This window comes from Aureibacter tunicatorum (assembly GCF_036492635.1).
GTDB classification, from domain to species: domain Bacteria; phylum Bacteroidota; class Bacteroidia; order Cytophagales; family Cyclobacteriaceae; genus Aureibacter; species Aureibacter tunicatorum.
Genome location: NZ_AP025305.1, coordinates 2818685 through 2844523, shown reverse-complemented (window position 1 = coordinate 2844523; position 25839 = coordinate 2818685). Strand labels below are relative to the sequence as shown.

At 37.7% G+C, this 25839-nt stretch carries 12 protein-coding genes; 9 read left to right on the top strand and 3 right to left on the bottom strand.

What is annotated here, in order from left to right; genetic code table 11:
* Positions 1 to 36 precede the first annotated feature (36 nt).
* The 3 genes from AABK36_RS12130 to AABK36_RS12120 all read left to right on the top strand — a co-directional run bounded on the left by AABK36_RS12130 (position 37) and on the right by AABK36_RS12120 (position 9956).
* Complete coding sequence (locus tag AABK36_RS12130; protein WP_309938704.1) at positions 37 to 7005, top strand: beta-ketoacyl synthase N-terminal-like domain-containing protein; 6969 nt, start codon at positions 37 to 39, stop codon at positions 7003 to 7005.
* Positions 7006 to 7359: 354 nt separating this feature from the next.
* Positions 7360 to 8994, top strand: coding sequence for a PfaD family polyunsaturated fatty acid/polyketide biosynthesis protein (locus tag AABK36_RS12125; protein WP_309938705.1), 1635 nt, complete (start codon positions 7360 to 7362; stop codon positions 8992 to 8994).
* A gap of 317 nt (positions 8995 to 9311) precedes the next feature.
* On the top strand, positions 9312 to 9956 hold the full coding sequence (locus AABK36_RS12120; RefSeq protein WP_309938706.1) for a 4'-phosphopantetheinyl transferase family protein: 645 nt from the start codon (positions 9312 to 9314) through the stop codon (positions 9954 to 9956).
* A 7-nt stretch (positions 9957 to 9963) separates the two neighbouring features.
* Here AABK36_RS12120 and AABK36_RS12115 read toward each other — a convergent pair whose 3' ends face one another.
* Together AABK36_RS12115 and AABK36_RS12110 are read right to left on the bottom strand one after the other, a co-directional pair.
* Positions 9964 to 10704 (bottom strand): protein phosphatase 2C domain-containing protein, encoded by a 741-nt coding sequence (locus tag AABK36_RS12115; RefSeq protein ID WP_309938707.1) that lies wholly within the window; start codon positions 10702 to 10704, stop codon positions 9964 to 9966.
* A gap of 503 nt (positions 10705 to 11207) precedes the next feature.
* Positions 11208 to 12419 carry a hypothetical protein gene (locus AABK36_RS12110; RefSeq protein ID WP_309938708.1) on the bottom strand — a complete coding sequence of 404 codons (1212 nt, stop codon included), beginning with the start codon at positions 12417 to 12419 and terminating at the stop codon, positions 11208 to 11210.
* A 367-nt stretch (positions 12420 to 12786) separates the two neighbouring features.
* On the opposite strand from AABK36_RS12110, the gene AABK36_RS12105 reads away from it, so the two are divergent.
* The 5 genes from AABK36_RS12105 to AABK36_RS12085 all read left to right on the top strand — a co-directional run bounded on the left by AABK36_RS12105 (position 12787) and on the right by AABK36_RS12085 (position 24811).
* A complete protein-coding gene (locus AABK36_RS12105) occupies positions 12787 to 20316 on the top strand; it encodes an Ig-like domain-containing protein (RefSeq protein ID WP_309938709.1) in 7530 nt (2509 codons plus the stop codon).
* A gap of 28 nt (positions 20317 to 20344) precedes the next feature.
* Entirely contained in the window at positions 20345 to 21340 is a 996-nt protein-coding gene (locus tag AABK36_RS12100) for a PorP/SprF family type IX secretion system membrane protein (protein ID WP_309938711.1), read from the top strand.
* 60 nt (positions 21341 to 21400) lie between these two features.
* Positions 21401 to 22852 (top strand): OmpA family protein, encoded by a 1452-nt coding sequence (locus AABK36_RS12095; RefSeq protein WP_309938714.1) that lies wholly within the window; start codon positions 21401 to 21403, stop codon positions 22850 to 22852.
* A gap of 93 nt (positions 22853 to 22945) precedes the next feature.
* Positions 22946 to 23872, top strand: a complete 927-nt coding sequence (locus AABK36_RS12090) for a hypothetical protein (protein WP_309938716.1) — start codon at positions 22946 to 22948, stop codon at positions 23870 to 23872.
* A gap of 99 nt (positions 23873 to 23971) precedes the next feature.
* Entirely contained in the window at positions 23972 to 24811 is an 840-nt protein-coding gene (locus tag AABK36_RS12085; RefSeq protein WP_309938718.1) for a mechanosensitive ion channel family protein, read from the top strand.
* 68 nt (positions 24812 to 24879) lie between these two features.
* Here AABK36_RS12085 and AABK36_RS12080 read toward each other — a convergent pair whose 3' ends face one another.
* A complete protein-coding gene (locus tag AABK36_RS12080) occupies positions 24880 to 25137 on the bottom strand; it encodes a DUF2492 family protein (protein ID WP_309938720.1) in 258 nt (85 codons plus the stop codon).
* 66 nt (positions 25138 to 25203) lie between these two features.
* Here AABK36_RS12080 and AABK36_RS12075 point away from each other — a divergent pair, with 66 nt between their 5' ends.
* Complete coding sequence (locus AABK36_RS12075) at positions 25204 to 25791, top strand: Crp/Fnr family transcriptional regulator (RefSeq protein WP_309938722.1); 588 nt, start codon at positions 25204 to 25206, stop codon at positions 25789 to 25791.
* Positions 25792 to 25839 lie beyond the last annotated feature (48 nt).

Sequence of the window (25839 nt, the reverse complement as noted above, 5' to 3'; positions counted from 1 at the left end):
CTGCATTTATTCGAAGACTTTATTCTTTACAGATATATGGAGAACAAGAAAGAAAAAATAGCGGTGATTGGCATGGGAGGCCTTTTTCCAGGTTCTGAAACCTTGGATGGCTTCTGGCAAAATCTCCTTGATAATAAAGATTTGGTAACTAAGTCTGATGAAGGTACGTTTGGTACGTCTCCTGAAGGATTTTACCATACTGAAAAAGGAAAGCTTGACAAATGCTATGCGTTGCGTGGCGGTTATGTCAGGAATTTCCAATTTGATGCTGAAGATTACCTTTTGCCTTCCAATTTGCTGGCTAAGCAAGACGATCAGTTCAAATGGTCGCTTCATGTTGCCAAGGAAGCGTTGAAGCATTCCGGATATTGGAAAAAAGATACGCTGGAGAAATCAGGCGTTATCTTAGGGAATCTGTCTTTTCCTACGAGGTACTCAAGACAAATCCTTTCTTCTGTATATGCTGAAATGGCAGAAGAAATGGTAAGCGAGCTAACAGGAGACAAACTTGCGATCAATGCTCATAAGACAGAATACCCAGCAGATATCAACGATACTTTGATTACCAATGCGCCGGCGGCTTTGATCGCTCAAGCAGTGGGTATGAAAGGAATGAATTATTCTTTGGATGCAGCATGCGCTTCAAGTTTGTATGCTGTAAAATTAGCATGCGATGAATTGCATACAGGTCGTGCTGATATGATGCTTGCCGGAGCTGTAAGTGGTTCTGATCCATTGTTTATTCATATGGGATTCTCTTATTTCCATGCTTATGCTCGCATGAATGAAAAGTCCGCGCCTATGGACAGTGCTTCTGGAGGTTTGACTTCTGCAGAAGGCGCTGGTATGGTGGTGTTGAAAAGACTTTCTGATGCGAAAAGAGATGGCGATAATATCTTGGCTGTAATCGATGCTGTAGGTTTGTCTAATGATGGTAAAGGTAAATTCTTGTTAAGCCCGAATCCAAAAGGACAAAAGCTTGCATTTGAAAGAGCATACGAGCAAACGGACTTGACTCCTGAGCAAATAGACTATTTGGAGTGTCATGCTACAGGAACTCCGCTTGGTGATAATACAGAAATTAATAGCATAGAAGATTTCTTTGCTAATGGAGATCATAAGGCTCCATATATGGGATCGATCAAGTCCAATATGGGACATTTGCTGACAGCAGCAGGTATGACCGGCATGCTGAAAGTTATCTTGGCGATGCAAAAGCAGATGATTCCGGCGACGATCAAGATTGATTCTCCTTTGAAGTCAGAGCAAGGAAAGATCAGCTCGGATCAGATGATCAGAGAAAATTCTTCTTGGAAATCAAAAGGCGAAAAACCTCATGCAGGTATCAACGCATTTGGATTTGGTGGTACAAATGCCCACATGGTTCTTTCGGCTTATGAAGATGAAAGATATATAGCTCCTGAAAAGACAGAAGTAGAAAAGCAGGAATTGGCTATTGTCGGAATGGATATGCATTTTGGTAATTGCGAGAGCCTCGAAGATTTCTACCTTTCTTTATTTAACGGAGAACAACATTTCAGACCACTGCCAGAGCGCAGATGGAAAGGAATGGAAAAACTTCAAACTGTCAGAAAGCAATTAGGCTTGAAAGATGGGGAAGAAGTACAAGGTGCTTGGCTTGAAGAATATGACTTGGATTTGTTAAGATTCAAGATTCAGCCAAAAGAAGCCGAAAGATTGACGCTTCAGCAGACTATCATGCTGAAAGTCGCAGACAAAGCGATGAAAGATGCGAATCTTACTTCTTGGGAAGGAAAAGCATCGAATGTGGCAGTAATCACGGCGATGGAATCAGAACTTGAGATTCATCATCGTATGGGACGTTGGGATCTTTGTTGGCAGGTAAATGAAGCATTGGAAAAGGCTGGATTCAACATTGATCAAGCCAAAGAAAGTGCTCTGACAGATGTCTTGAAAGATGCGATCTTCCCGGCTTATGAAGACCATTCGCCAAGTGAGCATACAGGTTTTATCGGAAATATTATTTCCAGCCGTATTTCAGCGCTTTGTGATTTTACTGGTCCGTCATTCACTGTCTCATCCAATGAAAATGCAGTTTATAAAGCTTTGGAAGTTGCCCGTAATTTATTGGCAATGAAAGAAGTGGACGCTGTGGTTCTTGGTGCTGTTGACTTGACAGGAAGCATGGAAAGCGTGCTTAGTCGTCATATGCTTAACCCATTGAACAAAGGAGCAAATTCTTTGAGCTGGAACAAAGGATCAGATGGTTGGACGATAGGTGAAGGAGCTGGAGCTATTGTCTTGAAGAGAGCGGAAGATGCCGACGAAGACAGAGTCTATGCTAAGATCGACGGTATTGCGATTACTCAATCGCCAGTTACGGACTTGAGAGGACAAGCAGATGCTCAGTCGATTCATGATACAGTAAAAGATCTTTATTCTAATAAAAATATAAGACCAACAGATATAGGTTTGTTGGAAGTTTCGGGTAGTGGAGTTGCTTCTGAAGATCAAGCAGAGATCGAAGGACTTTCTTCATTATTCAAAAAAGCAGAACCGATATTCCCTGGTATGCCTACGTATCCAACGTGTGCATTGGGAAGTGCAAAAGCCCATTTGGGACATACTTTTGCGGCATCGGGAATTCTGTCATTGATCAAGACTTCATTATCGCTTTATCATAGATTTATCCCGGGAGTGCCACAATGGCAAGCGCCAAAGCAAGCGGATAAACTGGAAGATTCTGCATTTTATGTGCAGGGAACATCTACACCTTGGCTTCCTGAATTTATGCAGGATACTTTGAGAGCTGGTGTGAATGGTATTGCTTCTGATGGGTCTTTTGCCCACGTATTGATGTCGGAAGCTGATCATCCTAAGGAAAATGAAAAAGGAGCATACCTGAGAAAAGGCGGAGAAAGACTTCTTCCTTTATTTGCAGATTCTGTTGATGGCTTGCAAAATGAATTGGCAAGAATAGAATCTGAAATTGAAGATAATGATTTCAGAACGATTGCTGATAAGGCTTGTGAGGATTTTGTAAATGCGATAGCCAAAGGAGAAATCTTGGTTATTGTAGCTAAAGATTCGACTGAGCTCAAAAAAGAAATTGCATTCTTCAAAAAAGGAATTCAGTTTGCTGTCAAAGGAAACAAACCATTACAAACTCCGGGCGGAAGTTATTACACTCCAAAGCCATTAGGAAAAGATGGTAAACTGGCATGGATGTATCCGGGAGCGGGAAGCGCATATCCGTATTTAGGTTCTGCATTATTCCAGGCATTTCCTCACCTATATGATTTCTTGAAGGGAAGAGTAAACCATCTTTCGACGGCGATTTTCGGAGCTGAGCTATATCCAAGAACTTTAGTCACTTTAGACGAAGATCAGAAAAAGCAACAGGCTAGAAGATTGCGTTCGATGGCATTGCCAATGATGGCGGCAGGATGTTCGTACTCGGCTATGCTAACGGAAGTTTTCCAAAATAAAATGAATGTAAAAGGTGACGCAGCCTTTGGTTACAGTATGGGAGAGACAAGCTCGATGCTTTACTGTCAGAATATCTGGGATGCGCATTACATTGATGAGAAATTTATCCATTCTCCAGTTTTCCAAGAGAAAGTAGGAGGAAGATTGACATTATTGGCTGAACATTGGGGAGTAAAACCTAAGGAAGCCAGAGAACTTTGGACGAGTAAGCTGATAAATATTCCTAAAGGAATTGCAGGTTATGCTACTTTGGAAGAGTGGTACAGAGCTGAAATCGAAGGAAAAGAAGAGCGTATATTCTTATCATTCATCAATCTGGATACTGAGATTGTTCTTTCGGGAGACAGAAGAGATCTTGACAGAGTGCTTGAAGCACATGGTATTCAGGCGATGGAGATTAGAAACAATAATGTGGTGCATCACGAGTTTGTGCGTAAGATTACGGACGAATTAATAGTAATGCATGATCTTCCGATCGAATCGAAGCCTGATCTGAAATATTATTCTGGCGTGACAGCTCAACCTTTGGAACTAGACAGCAAGATCTTGGCTGAAAATGCTAAGGAAGTTTGCTGTCAGGAGGTGAACTTGCCGAAGTTAGTGAGACAAATTCATGCGGATGGACATACATTGTTCATGGAAGCTGGAGCAAATGCGACGCTTTGCCGTTGGGTCAATGACATTTTGCCAAAAGACGAGCATGTTGTGATTCCGACAGACAGAAAAGGAGCGGGAGTATTGAGAAATCTTTGTGCTACGACTGCGATGTTATTAGCTCATGGCATGGATGCTGACATCAGTGCCTATTATGAGTCGCAGGAAGAAAAAGACAGCAGAAAGAAAAAACAGCTCAAAATAACACTACGTACAGGAGGTAAGCCTTACCAAAGTGCATTTACAGAAGAAAATAAAAAGAAATTCGCATTTACAGAAGCTGAAAAACCAGCTTTGGTAGCTCAAGAAGTTCAAGAGCCGGTATTGGAAATGGCAGGAGCAGAGCCAAACAGTATTGCTGTAAGCGAACCAATAAAAGAGATACAAAACACTGATAATTTTTCAAACGATATGATTGACAACAAGGTAGAAAGCAAGGTGGCTGAGAATGGTTTGCCTTTGCAGGATTATAATCATCCGGATTATTTGAAAGACAAAAAAGTCATCTGGAATGAAGAAGACTTGTTGACATTTGCCTCTGGCAAGATCAGCGACGTATTTGGCGATGATTTCGCCGTGATCGATACTTATTCGAGAAGAGTAATGTTGCCAATGCCTCCATACTTGCTTGTGAGCAGAGTAACAGAATTGAATGCCAAAACTGGAGAGTTCAAGCCTTCTACGATTACTACAGAATACGATATTCCTTACAACTCTTGGTTTGCCACTGACGGACAGATTCCTTGGGCTGTAGCGGTAGAGTCAGGTCAGTGTGACTTGTTATTGATCAGTTATTTAGGAATTGATTTTGAGAATAAAGGGGACTACGTTTACCGTTTGTTGGATTGTACATTGACATTCTTGGATGATCTTCCATTTGAAGGACAGACATTGAGATATGATATCAAGATCAACAATTATATCAGAAACGGTAAGAACTTACTTTTCTTCTTCAGCTATGAGTGTTTCGTAGGGGACAGAATGGTCTTGAAGATGGATAATGGTTGCGCAGGTTTCTTCAACGATGCTGAATTGGCAGAAGGGCAAGGAATTGTATATAAGCAATCAGAAATCGAAGAAAGAAATAATCGTCCAAGAAAGTATTTCACACCACTTTTGAATTGCGACAAGACCTCATTTACTAAAGAAGAACTTGTGGCATTGACTAAAGGTGATTTCGTTTCTTGTTTCAATGAGAATTACGACCCAATGGGTAAAAACGACTCATTGCGTCTACCACCTGAAGATATCTTGATGTTGGATAGAATATCAAAAGTTGATTTAACTGGTGGTTCTTCAGGTATCGGGTTTATAGAAGCGGAAAAAGACCTAATGCCAAAAGACTGGTATTTCCCTTGTCACTTCCGTGATGATGAAGTATTGGCAGGTTCTCTTCAAGCAGAAGGTGGAGGACAGTTATTGCGTTTCTTCATGTTGTTATTAGGTATGCAACGTATCACCAAAGATGCGCGTTATCAGCCAGTTCTTGATTTGCCTCAAAAAGTAAGATGCCGTAAGGAAGTTCCTGCCAAAGAAGGTAAATTGATCTACAGAATGGACGTGAAAGATATCGGATTAACTCCTGAGCCTTATGTGGTGGCTGATTTGGAGATAATTTATGATGGATATGTAGCTGTTCATTTTGAAAACTTAGGATTGAAGCTTCAAGAAAAAGGAAACGAAACTTATATCAAGAAGCAAAAGAATATGGTCAACGGTATCTATGTGAAGCCGGTTGATTATCCTGTTTTGTTAAATGAAAGCCAGATTACTGAATTCGCTCTTGGTCCAGTTTCAGATTGCTTTGGAGACGAGTACAAAGTATATGATGGTAGAACATTGTCAAGACAGCCAAATACAGATTTGCAATTAATCTCTCGTGTGCTTTCGATCACAGGAGAAAGACATAAATTTGATAACAAGCCAGTTATTACTTCAGAATATGACGTGCCGGCTGATGCTTGGTATTATAAGCAAAATGCTAATGCGGAAATGCCTTATTCTGTATTGATGGAAATTGCTTTACAACCATGCGGATTCTTAGGAGCTTATCTTGGAAGCACATTGTCATTCCCTGATAAAGATCTTTACTTTAGAAATCTTGACGGTGATGGAGAGATGATCAAGCGTGTTGATTTGAGAGGAAAAGTTATTACGAATAAAGCTTGTCTTGACTCTCATACCAATCTTGGAGGAACTGTTGTTCAGCGTTATTCTTACGAATTATTCGTAGATGGAGAAATGTTCTACAAAGGTAAATCATCTTTTGGATTCTTCTCTAAAGCGGATCTTTCGAGTCAGGCAGGTCTTGACCAAGGACAATCTAAGCCAAGCTGGATTGCTGAAAACCCTCAAGATAGCTTGTCATTCAATTTAGATTCTCTATTTGGAAAAATGAAGCTTTACAAATCTGTAAATGCTCAGTCTCCAAACTTACACCTTGCTGGCGATCAGTTGAATCTGTTGGACAAAGCGACAATCGTAAAAGACGGTGGTAAATACGGAAAAGGATATATCCACGCTTCAAGAGCGATCTTGCCTAAAGACTGGTTCTTTACTTGTCACTTCTACCAAGATCCAGTAATGCCAGGTTCTCTTGGTGTAGAAGCGATTCACCAAGCGATGCAGGTATTTGCTTTGCAACAAGGATTGGCTGATGGTATGGCTAATGTAGCTTTTCTACAAGCTGGAGAAAATCATAAGACGGTATGGAAGTACAGAGGACAAATCTTGCAAGATGATCCGATGATGAATCTTGAAGTACATATCAAGTCAATTGAAAATGTCAATGGAAAAGTAAATATCGTAGCTGACTGTAACCTTTGGAAAGGTGAGCTTAGAATTTACGAAATCACTGATCTGGCTTTAGTGATCGGATAGTGATTGAAATTTATGCAAATAAAAAAATCTCCCTTTGAAGGGAGTTAGAGGGATGTTCATCGTGACGAATTACATCCCCCTTGCCTACCTTCACAATGTTATTAAGTTAAGATGAAAAGTCAGCTGTAAACTGAATTTTCTACCTTGTAGACGGGCTTTATAGCTACTTGAGAAGTGCTGACATCCCCCTACACCCCCTTCGAAGGGGGACTTAATTACTTACTTAATGACATTGTCCTGCTTCAAAGGGGGAATAATATAGAGATTATTTGAGTTTTTATTTGTCATAATATTCTTTAAAAAACATTCAAAAATCGGCGTGAACTCACCTTCGCGCCTTTTCCTGATAAAGAAATGACGCAAGTTATAGAAAATATAAACAACGGAATTACTTCAGTTGCACCGAAATCATCCAGCAAATGGTTTGGAGCTTCATCAGCTATCAAACAGGATGCAAATGAAGTGCAAAGCCTTTTGAAAAATATCTCGCAGCCAGCATTTGTGTTGAGAGATCAAGAAGGTAACATCTCATTTGCTGACAGCATTGGTAACGCTTCTCCGGCTGATCTTCAGACGAGAGAATTGATTACACAGCTTCCGGCTTATCTTCCTGAGCAATTAGGAGATGAGAATTTCAGAAAAGCCTATGGATTGAAATACAATTACATGGGTGGAGCAATGGCCAATGGTATTGCTTCAGCTGATTTGGTGATTGCCATGGGTAAAGCAGGTATGCTTTGTTCTTTCGGAGCTGGTGGATTAGTTCCTTCTAAGATCGAAGAAGCTATCGACAAGATCCAAGCCGAATTGCCAAACGGACCATACGCTGTCAACTTGATCCACAGTCCAAACGAAGTAGCTCTGGAAAGAGAAGCAACAGAAATCTTCCTTCGCAAAGGAGTGAAAGTGATTGAAGCTTCGGCATTCATGGATTTGACAGAATTTGTGGTATTGTATCGTGCCAAAGGATTGAGCAGAAATGCTGATGGCTCGGTAAATATTGGCAATAAGATCATTGCTAAGGTTTCTCGTCTTGAAGTAGCGGAGAAATTCATGAGACCTGCTCCTGAGAAGATGTTGAACGAATTGGTTGCTTCTGCTAAGATCACTGCTGAGCAAGCCCAATTAGCTTTGACTGTTCCTGTAGCGGATGACATTACAGTTGAAGCTGATTCGGGAGGACATACAGATAACAGACCTTTGGTTTGTTTGCTTCCGACAGTTATCGGTTTGAGAAATAAAATACAAGAAGAATTGCAATATGCTGAGCCTGTTCGTATCGGAGCTGGTGGAGGTGTAAGTACGCCGGAATCTGCATTGGGTACATTCATGATGGGTGCTGCGTATGTAGTTACAGGTTCTGTCAATCAGGCTTGTAGAGAATCAGGAAGTTCTGACCATGTGCGTAAAGTATTAGCTCAGGCAGGGATGACTGATATTATGATGGCTCCGGCTTCAGATATGTTTGAGATGGGAGTGAAGTTACAGGTTCTTAAGAAAGGAACCTTATTTCCACTAAGGGCTCAGAAATTATACGATTACTATATCGCATACAATAGCTTGGAAGAAATTCCTGAAAAAGATCGTGCGATTTTGGAGAAAACAGTATTCCAAGATACAATTGAGAATATCTGGAAAGGTTGTATCGCGTTTTTCGAAGCGAGAGATCCGGAGCAAATCACAAGAGCGGAAAACAATCCAAAGCGTAAGATGGCATTGGTATTCCGTTGGTATCTTGGGCTTTCTTCTTCATGGGCAAATGGCGGCGTAAAAGGCCGTGAGCTTGATTATCAGATCTGGTGTGGCCCTGCGATGGGAGCGTTTAACGAATGGGTGAAAGGTTCGCATTTGGAAAGCTGGGAAAACAGGTATGCCGGAGAAGTTGGTGAATTGATGCTTCAAGGCGCTGCGTATTTATACCGTTTGAAGTTTTTGGAAATGCAAGGAATTTCATTAGCTTCAAGTTACTATAATTATACTGTTGACTAGAGGTTATCACGATTGATTTTTTATATCCTTTAAGCAATCGATCAAAATAGATTTCCTATTTTCAGAGATGATATTCAAATCTGAGAATGACAAATTCCCCCTTCAAGGGGGCTAGGGAGATGTTATGTCAAATATATCTGAGATTAGAAATATGAAAATAATTTTGGTCAGGTACTTATTTCCTTTTGGAGGGCATGCAAAGGAGGATGATTAAGGAAATCATAAAAAACTAATCGTGATAAACATTATTATTAAGAAATTTTATATAGAGAGAATAAAAGTTCGGCATTAGCGATAGTGCCGAACTTTCTTGTATTATGAATCAGCGTTTTACTTACGAAGACTTTAAGGTTATTTATTGTCATGCTTCTCAGATCGAGGGAAACTATGAATTATTGGATGGAGAGGAGAGGAGCCGTTATGAACGCTATCTTTCCAAAGATAAAAAGGAGGAATTTCTTAAAGGGAGAGCCTTCTTGAAGAATAATCTGGCCGAATCTTTGGGTCTTTCTGCTAAGTCGATTTCTTTTTCATATACAAAAAATGGCAAACCCTATCTATCGGAAATTTACAGTCCGCACATTTGTCATTTTAATTTATCACATACCAAAGACTACTTTCTTCTAGCCATTTCAACAAAACCTATCGGTGTAGATATCGAAACATTGAGATCTGTGGAAATGGATGAAATGATTCACTTTTTGAGTCCACAAGAGTTAAAATCCCTCAAATCAATAAGCTACGAAAAAGACAGAATCATTCAGCTTTACAAACTCTTCACCAGCAAAGAAGCCTTCATTAAAGCTACCGACAAAAAATACCCGCTAGAACAAATCAGCTTCAAATGGTCAAAATTAAATACCCAATGGGAACTTGATTCACCTCAAGTTGATTGTCAGTTTCATTCTTTGAGAATTACCGATGAGTTGGAGGGGATGGTATGTTGTTTACAAAATACATAAAATGAAATTAGGAGCTCTTTCGAATTCTAATAATCGCCAAATCATCAGTAACCACATGATTCCATTGGTCTTTTAACATCTGAATCTTCTGATCTAAAAACGTATGGTTATTGCTGCCAGACTGATCGATTAGCAAGTAATCGATAATTTCCTCATGTGACTTTTGATATGATTTATTCAGAAGATTTTTGAAAGTGAATATTCCGTCAGTGCTTATGGATAAGTCATCAAATTTGTTGATTGATAATCTTTGATTTTGATTGCTGTACCATTCTTCGAAGTTTTCCGATAAATGGTATGCTAGGTAGTCGGGTTTGTCATCTTGTTCGTATTCGGTGAGTTTTCCATCTACGCAAATCAGGCCATCGCCTATGGTTAGGATTTCCGCTTTAAAGCTGTCTGTATCTAAGATTCCGATAATTAATGTGGATAGCAATTCGTTGGTTTCAAGGCCTAGAAGGTTTTTTGTTTTTTTGACTTCATTGATCAGGTTTCTTAAGATAGTTTTTAATTGAAGTTCTAATGAATCTGAACTTGGCTGCATGAAGTCTTCATAAAACAATTTTTTGGCAATATTTCGAAGAATTTTTCCAAATAAAATCGAAGCGAATACCGATTCATTTCCCATAGTGCAGCCATCCATTACCGCGATTATTTTTTGGCTTGTGGTTATTGGTTCTTCAATTAAAAAATCTTCGCAATGGTTTGTGTGAAATTCTCCGATAGTAAGCGACTTGTATATCTTCATTCATGCAATTTAATGATTAATAAAGATCTCTTGATTATTAACCCTTATTAAGTGTATAAATACGTATCCATTAAATAGACTTTTCTTGTTTGAATGAAATTCTTATGTCGATCCCTTCCCTTATTTCTATGGTTTACTTATCAAAATGATAGTAGTCGATAGTATTTGAATTCAAGATTTCTAAAACTCTTGATTCATTCATGCCAATGTGGATATTATGAGAAGCCAATTTAGTGTTTTAGGTTTATGCGCCTTTTGGACTACAAGAACGTAGATCGCTATTTAACTTCTATAAAATTCCATGAGTAGATCAACTTCTTGAAATTGACATACTAAATTTCAATATAGTTATTGCTATTCGAGATATGTTTGCCATTCTGTTTTACAATAATATTGATGTTTGTTTTGGAGCTTAGTATTAGTTCGTTTATTCCGAGTTGTAGTTCAGATTGTATAGTGAGTGATAATAATGGGGTCAGAACCAACAACTTCATAAGGTGGTTTTACTTTTTAGGTGAATTGAATTTGGCTAACTTAGTTAAAAACTCTTTTTCTTCAATTTTTTTCAATTTAAGTTCTGCTAGGTTCTCTTTGTGGTTTACTTTTATTGATTTTTCAGCATAATACAATTGGTTGTTTTCAAAGCCAATGGCTATTGCAGTTGCATGACTTCCTATTGGGATATTTATAAAATGATTGCTACTGAAATAGGCAGGAGCCATAATTGAATTATAATTATCAAAAATAAGATAGCACGTAATCGTTTGATTAGTTGTAGATTTTGGTAGAGAGATCCTCATATTTCCTAAGTTTTCTTCATTAATAAATCGGTCGCAGTTGATCCATCCGAGTTTTAAAGTTGATAGATAGAGGGGGTTAATAATTTGTATCTGATTTGATTGGCCATTTGATCCAGTGTCAATGTTCATTATTATGCTTGGCGAAAAATAGTAGGTGTCGAAATCAGGATCTTTAAGCTTGCTGATGACGAAATCTTCGTAGACAAAATTGCCGTTTGTTTTGAGCTTTTTTATCTCGTCACTATAAGCGCTGTCAAATTTTTGGGAAATATATTTTCTTTCTTTAAATGAAATATCATTTAATATAATGGTATCCAGACTAGTGACTCCAAGAGTTTGTTGATAAATATCAAGGAGAGTTGGCCCATAGTTTATTAAGGAAACCTTATAAGTCTCCTTTGTGATTGACAGTGTGTCGAAGTGATTTTCAGGGTCAATTTCCCAATTAATTCCTGTAGAATCAGTCACAGCATTGAAGAGTCTAAATTCATTTTGATCGTTTTGTTTGACAAAATGAATTTTTATTGGTGAGTTGTCTTTTAAGCTTAGTTTTTGTCCATTTTGAAATGCGTCAAGGTAAATCATGCCAGAGCTTTCCAATAGTTTGTTATCAGAAGTCGTTGACAATTGGTTTAATACCATATCTGATTTTTTGTATATTTCTTTAAGGTTAAGCTCGATAGGGGTATTCTGATTTTGAGTATTTTTAAAAGAATTGGCTTTGATGTATAGCTTTGTGCCTGATTTCCCTGTGATGATAGTGTCCTTCTTAGGATTGATTTTAAAAATTTGATTACGGTTTTCTTTTTCCGATAATTTTTGTAGAAATAAAGATGAGTTTATTTTATTCTCATTCAACTTACTGCAAGATTGCAAGAATAAAAATGTTAAGTAGATAAGGGCTGCTTTATTCATATTAAAACATAAAATATTTTGAATTGCTTAAGTTAGTGAAATAATTTGTAATTCTGTAAATTTAGAGTTCTTTTGTTGTCTTATTTTAATGCTGTGTAGATGTATGAGTTATTAATTAGTACTTTGTAATGATTTTTATAAATATATAACGATATCTTCTTTAAGGTTGTGGTACTTAATTTTCCTTTTGTAGTATTTTATTTTTTAAAAATTTAAGATTAAAAGTTTATGATTTTATAAGATTAATTGTTTGATGTAGGTATTTAATATAAATATTTGGATTATTTATTTTATGATATATATTTGCTACTCAAATAATTGACTAATTATTTGGCATGTATAACATAAACCGTTAAAAATCCAACGCATGAAACCAAGTTTGAGAACATTTTGTCCATTCCTCCAAGCGGGCAAATCGATTCTGAACGCCTTAATCCTTACTTTTGCTTTTATTTCAGCAAGTTCGCTGGAAATATTGGCCCAAGTGCCAGTGCCGGATGCTCCAGATTTGATAGAGCAGAGCGATAAAGGACGTTTGAACGATGACAACATCACCAATGACACAGCTCCATTTTTTCAAGGCACAGTAATGCCAAATGCAACTGTGTCGATTTACAGCGATCAGGCTGGTCTTTTAGCTACCGATAAAGCTAATGCCTTAGGGTATTATATAATTCAAGTTCCTAATGAACCGAGTCGTTTGTTGCAGGATGGTGAGCATAAAATTACTGCAACTCAAAATGTGGCAGGAGATGTGAGTGAGAGATCTGAAGCTTTGTTGGTGACTATAGACACAGTAATTCCAGATCAACCAGCTACAACGGATTTGGATATCTTTAGTGATTTTGGGTTTTCAAGAGAAGATGAGATTACCAATGATTCTTTGCCGACATTTGTGGGAACAACAGAGCCTAAGAGTATTGTAACTGTTTTTTATGGAGATCAAATATCACTTGGTTCCGATTTGGCAGATCCAGTCACGGGTGAGTATGCAGTGGAAATAAAAGTTCAACTTCCAGAAGGACATCATGATATTACTATTACAGTTACGGATGAAGCGGGTAATACAAGTGCGGAGTCAGAGTCATTGGGGGTTGAAATTGACAGGACACCGCCGGTAAAGGCAAGTTTGCCGTCAATTGATAAGATAGAGGACACAGGAAATCATGAAGGATTGCATCCTGAAAGGGAATTGGATTATATAACTTATGACAATGAATTAACATTTTTGGGTAGCAAAGAGCAGGATACCAGAATAGCCATAGTTACTCGAGATGAATGGGAGCTACTGCAGCTTTTTTTAGATATATATACTGATTATGTTAGGGTTACCGACACTTTGAATGAAATAATAATATTGGCTTATGGCAGTGATGCAGCGGAGATAATTAAAAATATACCTAAGGATAAAAACGAATCTGTTGGTTATTACATTAAGATTTTTAGCCCCTTTGATGTGATCTCGAATTTTGAGGAAGGAGAAGAGGATAGACAGGTAGTAGATTATTCTAAAGTCAGTAGAACTCTTGTAGAGTCAAAATATGAGTTGTTGGCGATTTCATGGGATAGAGCTGGTAATTATTCCGTTTCAGAGGTTAGGAACCTTGAAGTAGATATGACAGCGCCTGCGACTAAGATCGATATGGTTGATGAGTCGGATAGTTATTACACGAATTATTTTATTGAATATTTCTTAAATCAACCAGAAGATAGGCAGAAACAGTTGACTGAAAATGAATTTACAATTGAATATGCTTCGACTAGAATCTTTACTTCCGATGATTTCCATGATTGGAATATTTATCAAAGTGAAATAGTGACAATTCCGACAGAGTATGCCGATGAGTTTAGAGATTATTATAGAGTAGATGGAAGTCATAGACGGATAATAACCGAGCATGTAGATAATTATACTCAAATTGTTGACCCGGAATTCATGATTTTAAATGAAAGAGGCCAATGTATTTATTTTAAGCTCTTTGACAGTAATGGTACTTTGTTGGATGAGTTTGAGATGCATGATCTTCAGACCTTAATTCAGGATTATAAGTTTGCTCAACCTCTTGAGGATGGGACTTATAGAATGGAGTATACAAATATTGATATCGCAGGGAATGAGTCTAATCATTTTGTGGAATTTTTTATAGACACCGAATCTCCCGTAGTTTCGAAGGCTTCAATCATTGATCTTGACGATACAGGTAGGACTATAGACGACGAATTGACTGAAAAAACGATTTTCAGCCTAGAGGGAACTGCTGAAAATAGATCAAATATAGAATTGTGGTATATCCTAGGTAGCAAAACACCTATGCCAGGACTAGATTTGAATAAAGTTGATACGATAGTAGGTTTAGATACAACTAGTTATGTAGGAAATTATTTGATAGACTTAAGCGACTCTATACCTCATTTGCCTGACGGCGAACATACTTTTCTAACAAAAGCTTACGATTCAGCGAATAATGTGAGTCTTGCCAAATTTAATGCTGTTGTAAGAACAGTGCCTCAGGTACCTGATGTGACTCAAAATTTGGTGACAGATGAAGAAAAGCCGATTGATGTAGTCATTACGAGAGATTATGAGAATGTTCCAGCTGTTAGCTATTTTAAAATCACTGATATTAAAAATGGAACTGTCACATTTATCAATGAAGATGGAGAAACAGTTGATGTTAAGAATCATGATTATTTGAAGATACCAGCGGGTGATGAATCGATTATAGTGACTTATTTGCCAAACAAGGATTTATTTTCTTATGATAAGGATGAGGATGATAAGTTTTCATTTAATGTTCAAGCTTCTAAAGCTCCAAAAAATGAAGATGAAAGCGGTTTGAAAATGGATCTTATTGCTAATCCTGAGCCTGAAGTAACAGCGAAAGTTCCAGTGAAGATTCATGTGCTGCCAGTAAATGATCATCCCTTGTTTAATGTAAATCATATAACGATATATGAAGATCAGAATTGGGAAGCTTCAGCAAGTTGGGTTTCTGGAATAGATGACGGGCCTGTGACAGATGATGAAGGCCAGACTTATAAGTTTGATATTCTTGAAATTGAAGATCCAACATATTTTACTGAAGATAACCAACCGCATTTTACAGATGATGTGCAAGGGGTACTTGACTTTTCATTAGCCGAAAATAAGTTTGGGCAAACTTCTTTGACTATACGATTGAAAGATGATGGAGGTATTGAACGTAATGGTGTTGATACACTAGTGAGAGAGCTTATTATCAATGTGACTCCGGTGCCTGACAATCCAAGAATCACGCAGTCTGGCGAAGTTGTTAAGGATAATGAGTTGTGGATGTTGGAAGATGGCGTGGAAGTTCTAGCTGACCAAAATGGAGAGGATTCTTTGGCGTATAATCCGATAATGTTCAGCATTGAGAAAAATGAACTTGATGGTGATGAAATAATTGGCTTCTATATTGAGAGCATGATAGAAAGCCGTGGCAAGATGTTCTATATAGACGGTAGAGGAAATAGAAGATTTATATACAACTATGATTTTGTCAATATCAATGATGCTTTGGTGGTAGGCTATATACCGGAGTTGCACTTTAATGATGACCAACCGGAGTTTAATAATAAGCTTGAGCAATCAGAAATCGATATTGTTCCTTATTTTGATATTATCGCTGTGATGGATGAGGTGCCGGATGAATATCAGCAAAGCAAAGAAAGAGGCAATGCAAGAATTGTCATAGAGCCAATCAACGATGAACCAGAATTCGTAGTTTCTGATTGGAATATTGATGTGGAATCTGAAGCCGAAGCTAAGTATTTTGATAAAGATAGAGTAGTGAATAAGCTTACTCCTGGCGGGGGAGTTGATGAATTAGGGCAGAATTTCGACTTTAAGATTACTAATCTGGAGGAGTTGAGAGCTACCGGAGTTTTTACGGATGATGGCTTGCCTAAGTTGGTTTTGGATCAATATAAGGAAAAAGGCAATCTTCAATTCACAATTGTGCCGAATGCCGAAGGGCGTGTTGAGGTAAAAGTGGTGATGTATGATGATGGTATCAAGGATTTAGTTAGAGGAGATGATAATGATACTGATGAAGAATCCATATTTATAGAAATAAAGAGAACAGATTATTATGCTGCCACTGATATTGAATTGGATCCTAATCATATCAAGAAAGAATCTCCTTCTGGTACAGAAGTAGGAACGATTACATTCAATGACGTTGATCTGCCTGATGATTCGCATATTATTGAAAAGGTAGATGGAGAAGGCTCCGAGCATAATGATTATTTTGACATCAATAATTGGGTAGTAAGCACCAGTCAAGATTTGCCTGACTTCGGAGAGTTGGAGGAATTGAGCATAAGAGTGAAGATTACGGACTCTTATGACAAAGTTGCTGAAAAAATTCTTGTAATAAGATTGACGGATAAGGATGTCATCAAATCCTCTATACCTGTATTGACAAGCGATTATGAATCGATCAATGAGGACCAGACTTTCGCAGAGCTAAAAGGGGAAGGCAAAATCTTGAAGTTTGGTATAGGCGAGTTGGAAACAGATGCTGAAATCACCCATTTCTTTATCTCAGACTTGACTAATGGTACATTACATCATTTGGCTGATGGAACATTAATAGATATTGATTTTCCAATTACTGTTGATCAAGCAGTGAATGATGGAATTATCTTTGTTCCTGATGCTGACTATTTTGGTCCTGCAAGTTTTAAGATCCAAGCGGCTAAGGACAATAATGAACTTGCGATAAGTGATCCTTTGGACGTTAATTTGACAGTTAACCCAATCAATGACAAGCCATTCTTTGAAATTGATATCCGTGAAGACTTAGTGAAAGAAAATGAGATCTATAAGTATTATATTTCTCAGGATACAAAAGTTCATTCTTTAGTAGATGTTATTAAAAATATCAGTGTAGGCCCTGCCAATGAGTCAGAGCAGGTGTATACATTCAATATTACGCATGACCAAGCAAATGATTTGTATTTTGAAAGCTTGCCAGTTGTTTCTCCGCTTCAAGGCTTGATCACTGATGCGACTTTAGGAACTTTGGATTTTGAATTGTCGAACAATGCGATAGGAAACATTACGCTAACCATTACTTTGGAAGATGATGGAGAACCAGTAGAAAGCCATGTTGAAACATTGATACTAGTTATTGGTGACAAGCCTGACGTGCCAGTGATTCCTACGGATCCAACTATCCCTGACGGAGAATACGCTAAAGTGATTTGGGAAGATCAAGAATTGATTTTGTCAGAGATAATTTCAAAAAATGCAGGAGATTCGGAAACTGTAAAGTATGTCAAGTTTAGCGATTTCTCAAACTTGAATGGCAAGATTACTTTGGGAGATAATATAGTTTCGGTTGACGAATTAATTGAGTTCGATAAATTGTCTGAGGTTAAGTTTGTGCCGAATAAGGACTATTTCGGCGATGCTTCTTTCACTGTCAAATCAAGCGATGGGCAAGAAGAAAGTGCTTCTGCAGTGGTGAATATCAAAATCGAGCCGGTGAATGATCAACCGATATTCGATCCTTTGACTGTAACAATAGAGTTGGAAGAAGATCAGTTGGATGAAGAGAATTATGTCTTAAGAAATATATTTGAGACGATTAGTGTGGGACCAGAGAATGAATCTGATCAGATATTCACTTCTATCGAAGAATTTACATATGATGAATCTTATTTCTCGATAGATCCAGTTTTAACCATTAACGATCTTAATCTTAACTTCTCTTTAGCTGAGGATGTGAATGGACAAACAAGTATTACCTTCAAGATCAAAGATAATGGCGGTGTGGATAGAAACGGTGTCGATCTTTCTGAAACGATTACTATTGTATTGGATATAGCTTCGAAAGCTGATAAGCCTGATATTACCGATCCTGAAGTTACAGATCCTACTGATCCTACGGATACTAGGCTTTATCATTTTGTAACTTTGGAGGATACTCCATTTGAGTTTGTTGAAGAATTGGTGGGCAGAAATGATGTTGACGGAGGAGGTGATTTATATATTAAAATCAGCAATATACTCAATGGTTCGATAAAAAGTGGTGATCAGACAATAACAACAGAAGGTTATGTGCATATTGATGATATTAATCAAATCACATTTGTTCCGGCGCAAGATTATTTTGGACAGGTTTCGTTTGATTTGCAAGCTACAACAGCGATTGAAGGAGGAAACTTATCTGAATCTGTTCAAGTGCTAGGCAAGGTATTGCCTGTTAATGACAAGCCTTCATTTGAAGTGGATAATGTGACGATCTTTAGCTCAACTAATATTTATGAATATAAGAGCTCTGTAGTGGATGCATTGAATACTGGAGGAATCACTTCTTTGGAGGATTATCAATCAGTTTCTATTACTTATTCGGTGGAGTTTGTTAATGAGTCGGACAAAGATTTATTCTTTGATGGCAATGAGCCTTCGATAGATAATGAGGGGAATTTGAGCTTTATCTTAAAAGCGGATCCACCTCAAGGTATTATTGAGTTAATTGCTGTTGCGAATGATCATGAGGAAGAGGAGAATCTTTCAGATCCTGTTAAATTTAATATTATCATTAATGAAGGAGAACCTCCTGTAACAGAAAAGCCGGTTGTTGGTACGAACCCAGTAGATGGTGGGAATGTATGGTGGACGTATGAAGATACCACTTTGGAAGGAATTGTGGTTAAGACTTCAGAAACAGATAAAGTCACGCAAGTATTTTATGTGTCGACAGTAAAACATGGTACATTATATTTTACCAATGAAGATGGGGAGTTGGAGCAAATCGAAAAAGGCTTTATTACTAAAGGACAAGCTTTCCTAGGGCTGACTTTTGTTCCAGATCCGGATTATTTTAACATTACTGATATTGATCCAGCAGGTTTTGTTATCAATGGAGCTTTGGCGGAAGATATTAACCTGATTGGAGATGGAGCATTTATTCAAATACCTGTTTACCCGATTAACGATCAGCCGGAATTCAATGCTATAGATACTTTGATTGTTGATCAAAGCGCTGAAATTATAGAGTTGAAAGAGGTTATTTTGAGTAATATTTATAATGGCGCTTACAATGAGTATTATCAGTATGATACAACTTTAATTGCTATTACCAATTCAGATGAACTTAAGGATAATCCGATTTTTGGGCCTGATCCTTATATTTTAAAGGATTACCTTGATTCAACAGGAGTACTCCATGTTGAGGTTCCTGCGACATTATATGGTGATGCTTGGATACATTATGTTGTGGTTGAGCATTTGGAGCTGGAAAATCGATTACGAGAGGATAGTTTATATTTCCAAGTGAAAAGAGAGGATAATATAGCTCCTGACAGTATTGTTTTGGATCCATACCAAGTGATGGAACAACGTCCGGAAGGCACATTTGTAGGCTTGCTGTATACTTATGATAAGAACATTGTGGACTCGCATGTCTATCAAATGGTTGATGGTGAAGGCGATGAAGGCAATGACTATTTTGAGATAAGGGGCGATAGCGTGTTTACGATGACTGAGTTCTATTATGACCAAGGTGATTTGTACACCATTAGAGTAAGGTCAACTGATGAGCGAGGAGCTTGGGTTGAGGAAGTTTTAGAGATTGAAATCTTGCCTGATTATGGTTTGGATCTTGTGATTCCGAATGCCTTTACTCCAAATGGAGACTTTGTGAATGACACGTGGGAAATCGACAATATACGCATACATGAGAGCGTGACAGTGGAGATTTTTAATTCTAGAGGAACTCAAGTGTATTATTCAAATGGATATGATAAGCCTTGGGATGGTCGATTCAATGGATCGGTCTTGCCGAAAGCTTCATATTACTTTGTCATCAAATTGAATGATGAGAATGGCAGAGTTTTCAAAGGAACAGTTTCCATACTCAAATAAATTATTCAAACCTCAAGAATAATTAAAAATGAAAAAGACGATAAAACATATATTGATCCTTGTTTTGATATTCTGCGTTGGCCAAGTTTCGGCGCAGAATCTACTGGAGTTTAATCAGTATTTTCAAAACAAGGAAATCTTGAATCCATCTTTAGCCGGCAGGGAAAATATGACCATTGCCAATGTTGGGTTCAGACAACAGTGGTCGGGTTTTGATGGTTCTCCTCAGACATTTTACGTCGCAGGCCATTCTCCTTTGAAAAAATACACAAGGGAGAACCTTACTTACGAAAAGAACTCATTAAGAATCAGTACGCCGAGAATTTATGATAGAATTTACGATAGTGAAATGGCTAAAGCTGAAAGAAGTCCAAAGCATGGAATCGGTGGTTATGTTTATGTCACGGACCAAGGTCATTTCAGTACTTGGAAGGCCGCGGCGACCTATGCTTTTCATTATCCAATATCCAATAAGTGGAAAGCTTCGGCTGGTCTAAGCGCGGTTTTTAATAATATAGAGCCGGATAAAGATCTTGTGGTTAAAAATCCAAATGACGCTACTTACCAGCAGTATCTTGATGGAGCGAATGAAAGAAGACTTCAAGTGAATATGGGAGTAAGCGCCTATACGGATCACTTTTACATAGGTTATGGAGTCCTTAATTTGGCAAAAGTATCAGTGGTTGAGGATATCTTGGACTCCAATGAGAATCTGATGCAACATGTGTTTATGACGGGAGCGACATTCGAAGTTTATCAAAATATAAGACTAGCGCCAGAAATCATGGCTTATTATGGTACGAATGAGGAGTTCGGATATAACTTGAATGCCAGAGGCTTTTACAAAGATCTTGGGTATATGGGAGTGAGTTGGAGAAATGATGATTATGTAGGCTTTCTATTTGGAGTAAAAGCGACGGATAAGATCAATATCTCTTATGCTTATGAGCAACCTTTGAATGAGATAAAAAATGCTTCCAAGGGCAATGGGGCTCATGAAATAGGTTTGGGAATCAAATTTTAGTGCATTTGACAATTATTTGAAATGAATGCATATATTGAGTATTAGATAATAGATTTACATATGAAACTATTAAATATATTTTCCGCAATTGCTCTTAGCTGTGTGACTAGCTTGGGAGTAAATGCGCAGTTGAAGTTGGATTCAATGGTTTTCACTCAACCAACGATGCTGAAAAAAGTAAGCTCTAAGTCAGAGGATATCAAGCCAATGCTGTCTCCGGATGGAAATACTTTATACTTTATTAGAGTGTTTGACAAGCGGAATGTAGGAGGTAAAATGGCTGGGCAGGACATATGGTATTCCAAAAGAACGTTGGATAATGGTTGGACTGAGCCTTCGAACAAGAATGTAAACGGCTGGAACAACCAAGACAATAATGCGATACTGCATATTTCCAAAGATTATAAAACAGTCTACCTATTAGATTCTTACAATAAGAGAAAGAAAAATGGAAAGGGTTTCGCAGTATCGGAAATGGTATTGGATTCCACTTGGAATAAGCCTAAGACAATTATAGTGGAAGGAATGAAGCCTAAGTATGGGTTCTTTGATTTTACTGTAAGCGAAGATGAAAAGGTTATTATAGCGTCCATAACGGAAAAAGAGGGGGTAAACGAGAATCTTTTTATAACGTTCAAGGATGAAGAAGGCAATTGGAAAAAGCCTGTGAATCTGAGCCAGTCGATTAATACCACAGGATTTGAAATAGCTCCATTTTTAGTTGGCGACTCGGTATTGTACTTTTCAAGCGATGGCCATAGAGGGTATGGGGATGCTGATATTTTTAGGTCTAAAAGGCTTGACGATACGTGGTTGAATTGGTCGGAGCCTGAAAATTTGGGTGAAGAAGTAAACTCAAGCAAGTTCGATGCATATTTTTCATTGAAAGGCGACGATGCTTTTTTTGCCAGCAATAGGGATGGAAGGTTTTCAAGTATTTTTCATTCAGAGTTTATTCCAGAGTCGGAGCTAAGAAGAAGACAAGAGGAAAAGGATAGGCTTGAAAATGAACGTTTGTTGGCTGAGCAGGAAGCCCAAGAGAAAGCGCTGGCTTTGAAGAAAGAGCAAGAAGCTGAAGCTAAGAAAAAGAGAAGAGCTCCATCAAGAGTTAAACCAACGATCTCCTATAAGAACATCGATATGTTGACCAAAGGAAAGATGCTTGACAATACCGTTATTTTCTTTGAATTTGATTCCAATGAATTGAATGAGAATATGAAGCAAATCATAAGGCAATGGGCTTATCAATTGGATGAGAATGTCGAGTGGAGAATATTGGTGAAAGGGCATACGGATGATAAGGGTTCTGAAGAGTATAATAAAAAGTTGTCGGAAAAAAGGGCGATTGCCGCTCAAGAGTTTATTTCAGAGCAGGGGATCAATGTGCATGAATTGATAATAGAAGCTAAAGGAGAAGCTGATCCGCTAGAAAAGAATGAGACCGATTTTGGAAGGATGAAAAACAGGCGTACAGAAATATATGCTCAACCGATAAAAAGAGATCAACTTTAAGATCTCTAATCTTAGTAATAAGTGCCGGATGTTTGTCATTCGGCACTTTTTTTTATGCAGTAAAATTAAGTTTGAATTTAAATAACCCTAATTATGAAGACTTATTTGATTTTTTTACTCATTGTTATTCCGAGTGTTTGTTATGCTGGATATACTCCAGGAGACACTTTGAAGATAATTATTAAAGATGAAGGGGAAGTGCTGTTGATTGCTGATGATTCTACGGAAGTTGCTGGTTTTGAAAAATACGATGTCAATAGAATGGTGGAAGATGCTTTGAAGGGGTATGATGCTCAGAAAAAGAGCGTGACAATCAGTGACAACACAGGAGAGGTATATTTGAAGGATACGACTTCACGTCGCAAGAGCAAGACTAGCATATGGTATGACAAGACAATGAGAAAAGACGGCAAACTGAAAATAAAGCCGATTTTTGATTTTGGCATTAATGGGTGGTTTCAAAATGGAAAAACCCCCAATAATCAAGGGAAGGATTATGCTGTAAGGTATTGGGGATCTTGGCATGTAGCTTTGGGCTTGGGCAAGGACTTGTACCTCAGTGATAAATTCTTGATTGAAACGGGATTGAGTTTTAGTTGGTATAATTTCAAATTTGAGCATGATAATTTAAGAATTGATAATCAGAGCGATCCAATAGAGTTTTATTTGGATACAGATCCTGAAAGAAATTACAAGAAAAGCAAGTTGACAGTTGCGTATTTTGGTGCCAAGATAATACCTACATTTACTATCTATACTTTGAGATTTGGAGCAGGAATGTATGGGGATTTTAAACTAGATGATTACACAAAGATAAAGTACAGTGAAAATGGAAGTACAAGCAAAAGGCGTGATCATGGAAATCGCGTGGGGTCATTCAGATATGGCTTGAGAGTTGAGATGGGCTCATCCGATATCATGTATTTCATGACATATGATTTGAATCCTTTATTCCCAGATGGGAGAGGACCTGATAACCTGCATCCTTTCACATTTGGCTTTACCTTTTTTGTAGATTAATTTATAGTAATTGGCTTTTTTTTTCATTTATTACTTTTATAAATATTAAATACGCTTATTTTTGCTCAAAACTATAAATTACTTTTTAAAATGGAAAACATGGATCAATTAGAAGAGCTTAGCAAGTATTCGGAGCTTTTTAAGTCGCTTATTATTAAATATGGCACTAAGGTTATATTAGCTGCTATTACCTTGATCGTTGGCCTTTGGATCATTGGTGTGATTACAAGGAGTTTCAAGAAGATTCTTAAGAAAAGAGAGGTAGACCCTACTTTGACTCCATTTTTGGTAAGTATTACCAATATTGGATTGAAAGTGATGCTAGGAGTTTCGGTGTTGAGCATGCTTGGGGTTGCTATGACTTCTTTTGTCGCAATTTTAGGTGCAGCTGGCTTGGCTGTTGGTTTAGCTTTGCAGGGAACTTTGCAGAACTTTGCAGGTGGGGTGCTTATTTTAGGCTTCAGGCCTTTTAAAGTTGGCGATTTTATTGAGGCGCAAGGTTATATGGGTACTGTCGAGGAGATTCAGATCTTCAATACAATACTATTGACAGTGGATAATAAAACAGTGATTATTCCCAATGGAGGTTTGTCAACGGGCTCGATGATCAACTTCTCAGCGCAAAAGAAACGTAGAGTTGATTTTACATTTGGTATCGCTTACGGAGACGATGTGAAAAAAGCCAAGGAAATCATGCAATCAGTTATTGATAGCGATGAGAGAATATTAAAAGGGGAAGATAATTTTATTGGCTTGATCGCCTTAGCTGACAGTTCTGTTAACTTTACTGTAAGAGTATGGGTGAATGCTGAAAATTATTGGCCGGTGTATTTTGATACAAATGAAAAAATGTACGATGCCTTGAGCAATGGAGGGTTGAATATTCCATTCCCTCAAATGGATGTGCATTTGCATAAAACTGACGATCAAAGCGCTTAGTTAGACAAACGATTTAATTAAAGAAAAAGGCAACGAAAACTATGATTTCGTTGCCTTTTTCTTTTTTGTTAATGAAGATGTCCGTCGCATAATTTTAAATCAGGGTGTAGCCTAATACACTCATTTACTATCAATATTTTTCCTTTATTAAATAAAAATCCGACTACCTCATCGGGACTCATTCCTTCCTCAGAGCAACTTCTGAATGTGATTTCATCGCCAAATTCTTTTTTTAATATCTTTGGGAATAAGGATATAGGATACTCTTCGTCTTGATTTCTCTGCAAAAAGAAAATAACTTCGTGAACGTGTTTGATATCTTTCATGTTTTTTGAGTAAAGTTAAGACGTGAGATTTTTGAGGTTTATGACTCTAAGCATAAAATAAAAGAAATGATTAATGAAGATGTGCTCTTGCAATGGGGAGCTAAAAAGATAAACGTTCAAAAAGGCGAATTTATATTTAAGCAAGAAGATAAAGCCAGATATTATTATCAAGTTCAAAATGGACAGGTCAAAATGTCCAATTTCAACGATGAAGGAAAAGAATTCATTCAAGGAATTTTTAATGCGGGTGAAAGCTTTGGCGAGCCTCCATTGTTTGGAGAATTCTTGTATCCAAGCAATGCTATTGCAACTGAAAATAGCGAGATTCTTCGGTTGGACTTTAATGAGTTTAAGGACTTGCTGAGAGACAGAAGCGATATACACCTTGAGTTCACAAAAACGCTGGCGATGAGACTATATTACAAGTCTTTGATGCAAGCGGAAATTTCAAGTGAAAACCCATCACATCGAATTTTGACATTGCTTGAATATTGGAAAGAAAGATATGGAAATGGCGGTGATTACGAAATGCCTTTAACTAGGCAGGAAATTGCGAATCTCACAGGTCTTAGAGTGGAAACCACTATTCGTACGATCAAAAAACTTGAGCTTGAAGGCGCTTTGAAAATTATCAATAAAAAAGTAGTTTTTTGATGTTCAACAAAGGCCAGCAGCCAATCAAATGATTTGGCTGAGGCCTTT

What these genes read in the sequence shown, in the direction of transcription:
- AABK36_RS12130 (WP_309938704.1), top strand. Translation starts at nt 37, where the DNA reads ATGGAGAACAAGAAAGAAAAAATAGCGGTGATTGGCATGGGAGGCCTT.
- AABK36_RS12125 (WP_309938705.1), top strand. Translation starts at nt 7,360, where the DNA reads ATGACGCAAGTTATAGAAAATATAAACAACGGAATTACTTCAGTTGCA.
- AABK36_RS12120 (WP_309938706.1), top strand. Translation starts at nt 9,312, where the DNA reads ATGAATCAGCGTTTTACTTACGAAGACTTTAAGGTTATTTATTGTCAT.
- AABK36_RS12115 (WP_309938707.1), bottom strand. Translation starts at nt 10,704, where the DNA reads ATGAAGATATACAAGTCGCTTACTATCGGAGAATTTCACACAAACCAT.
- AABK36_RS12110 (WP_309938708.1), bottom strand. Translation starts at nt 12,419, where the DNA reads ATGAATAAAGCAGCCCTTATCTACTTAACATTTTTATTCTTGCAATCT.
- AABK36_RS12105 (WP_309938709.1), top strand. Translation starts at nt 12,787, where the DNA reads ATGAAACCAAGTTTGAGAACATTTTGTCCATTCCTCCAAGCGGGCAAA.
- AABK36_RS12100 (WP_309938711.1), top strand. Translation starts at nt 20,345, where the DNA reads ATGAAAAAGACGATAAAACATATATTGATCCTTGTTTTGATATTCTGC.
- AABK36_RS12095 (WP_309938714.1), top strand. Translation starts at nt 21,401, where the DNA reads ATGAAACTATTAAATATATTTTCCGCAATTGCTCTTAGCTGTGTGACT.
- AABK36_RS12090 (WP_309938716.1), top strand. Translation starts at nt 22,946, where the DNA reads ATGAAGACTTATTTGATTTTTTTACTCATTGTTATTCCGAGTGTTTGT.
- AABK36_RS12085 (WP_309938718.1), top strand. Translation starts at nt 23,972, where the DNA reads ATGGATCAATTAGAAGAGCTTAGCAAGTATTCGGAGCTTTTTAAGTCG.
- AABK36_RS12080 (WP_309938720.1), bottom strand. Translation starts at nt 25,137, where the DNA reads ATGAAAGATATCAAACACGTTCACGAAGTTATTTTCTTTTTGCAGAGA.
- AABK36_RS12075 (WP_309938722.1), top strand. Translation starts at nt 25,204, where the DNA reads ATGATTAATGAAGATGTGCTCTTGCAATGGGGAGCTAAAAAGATAAAC.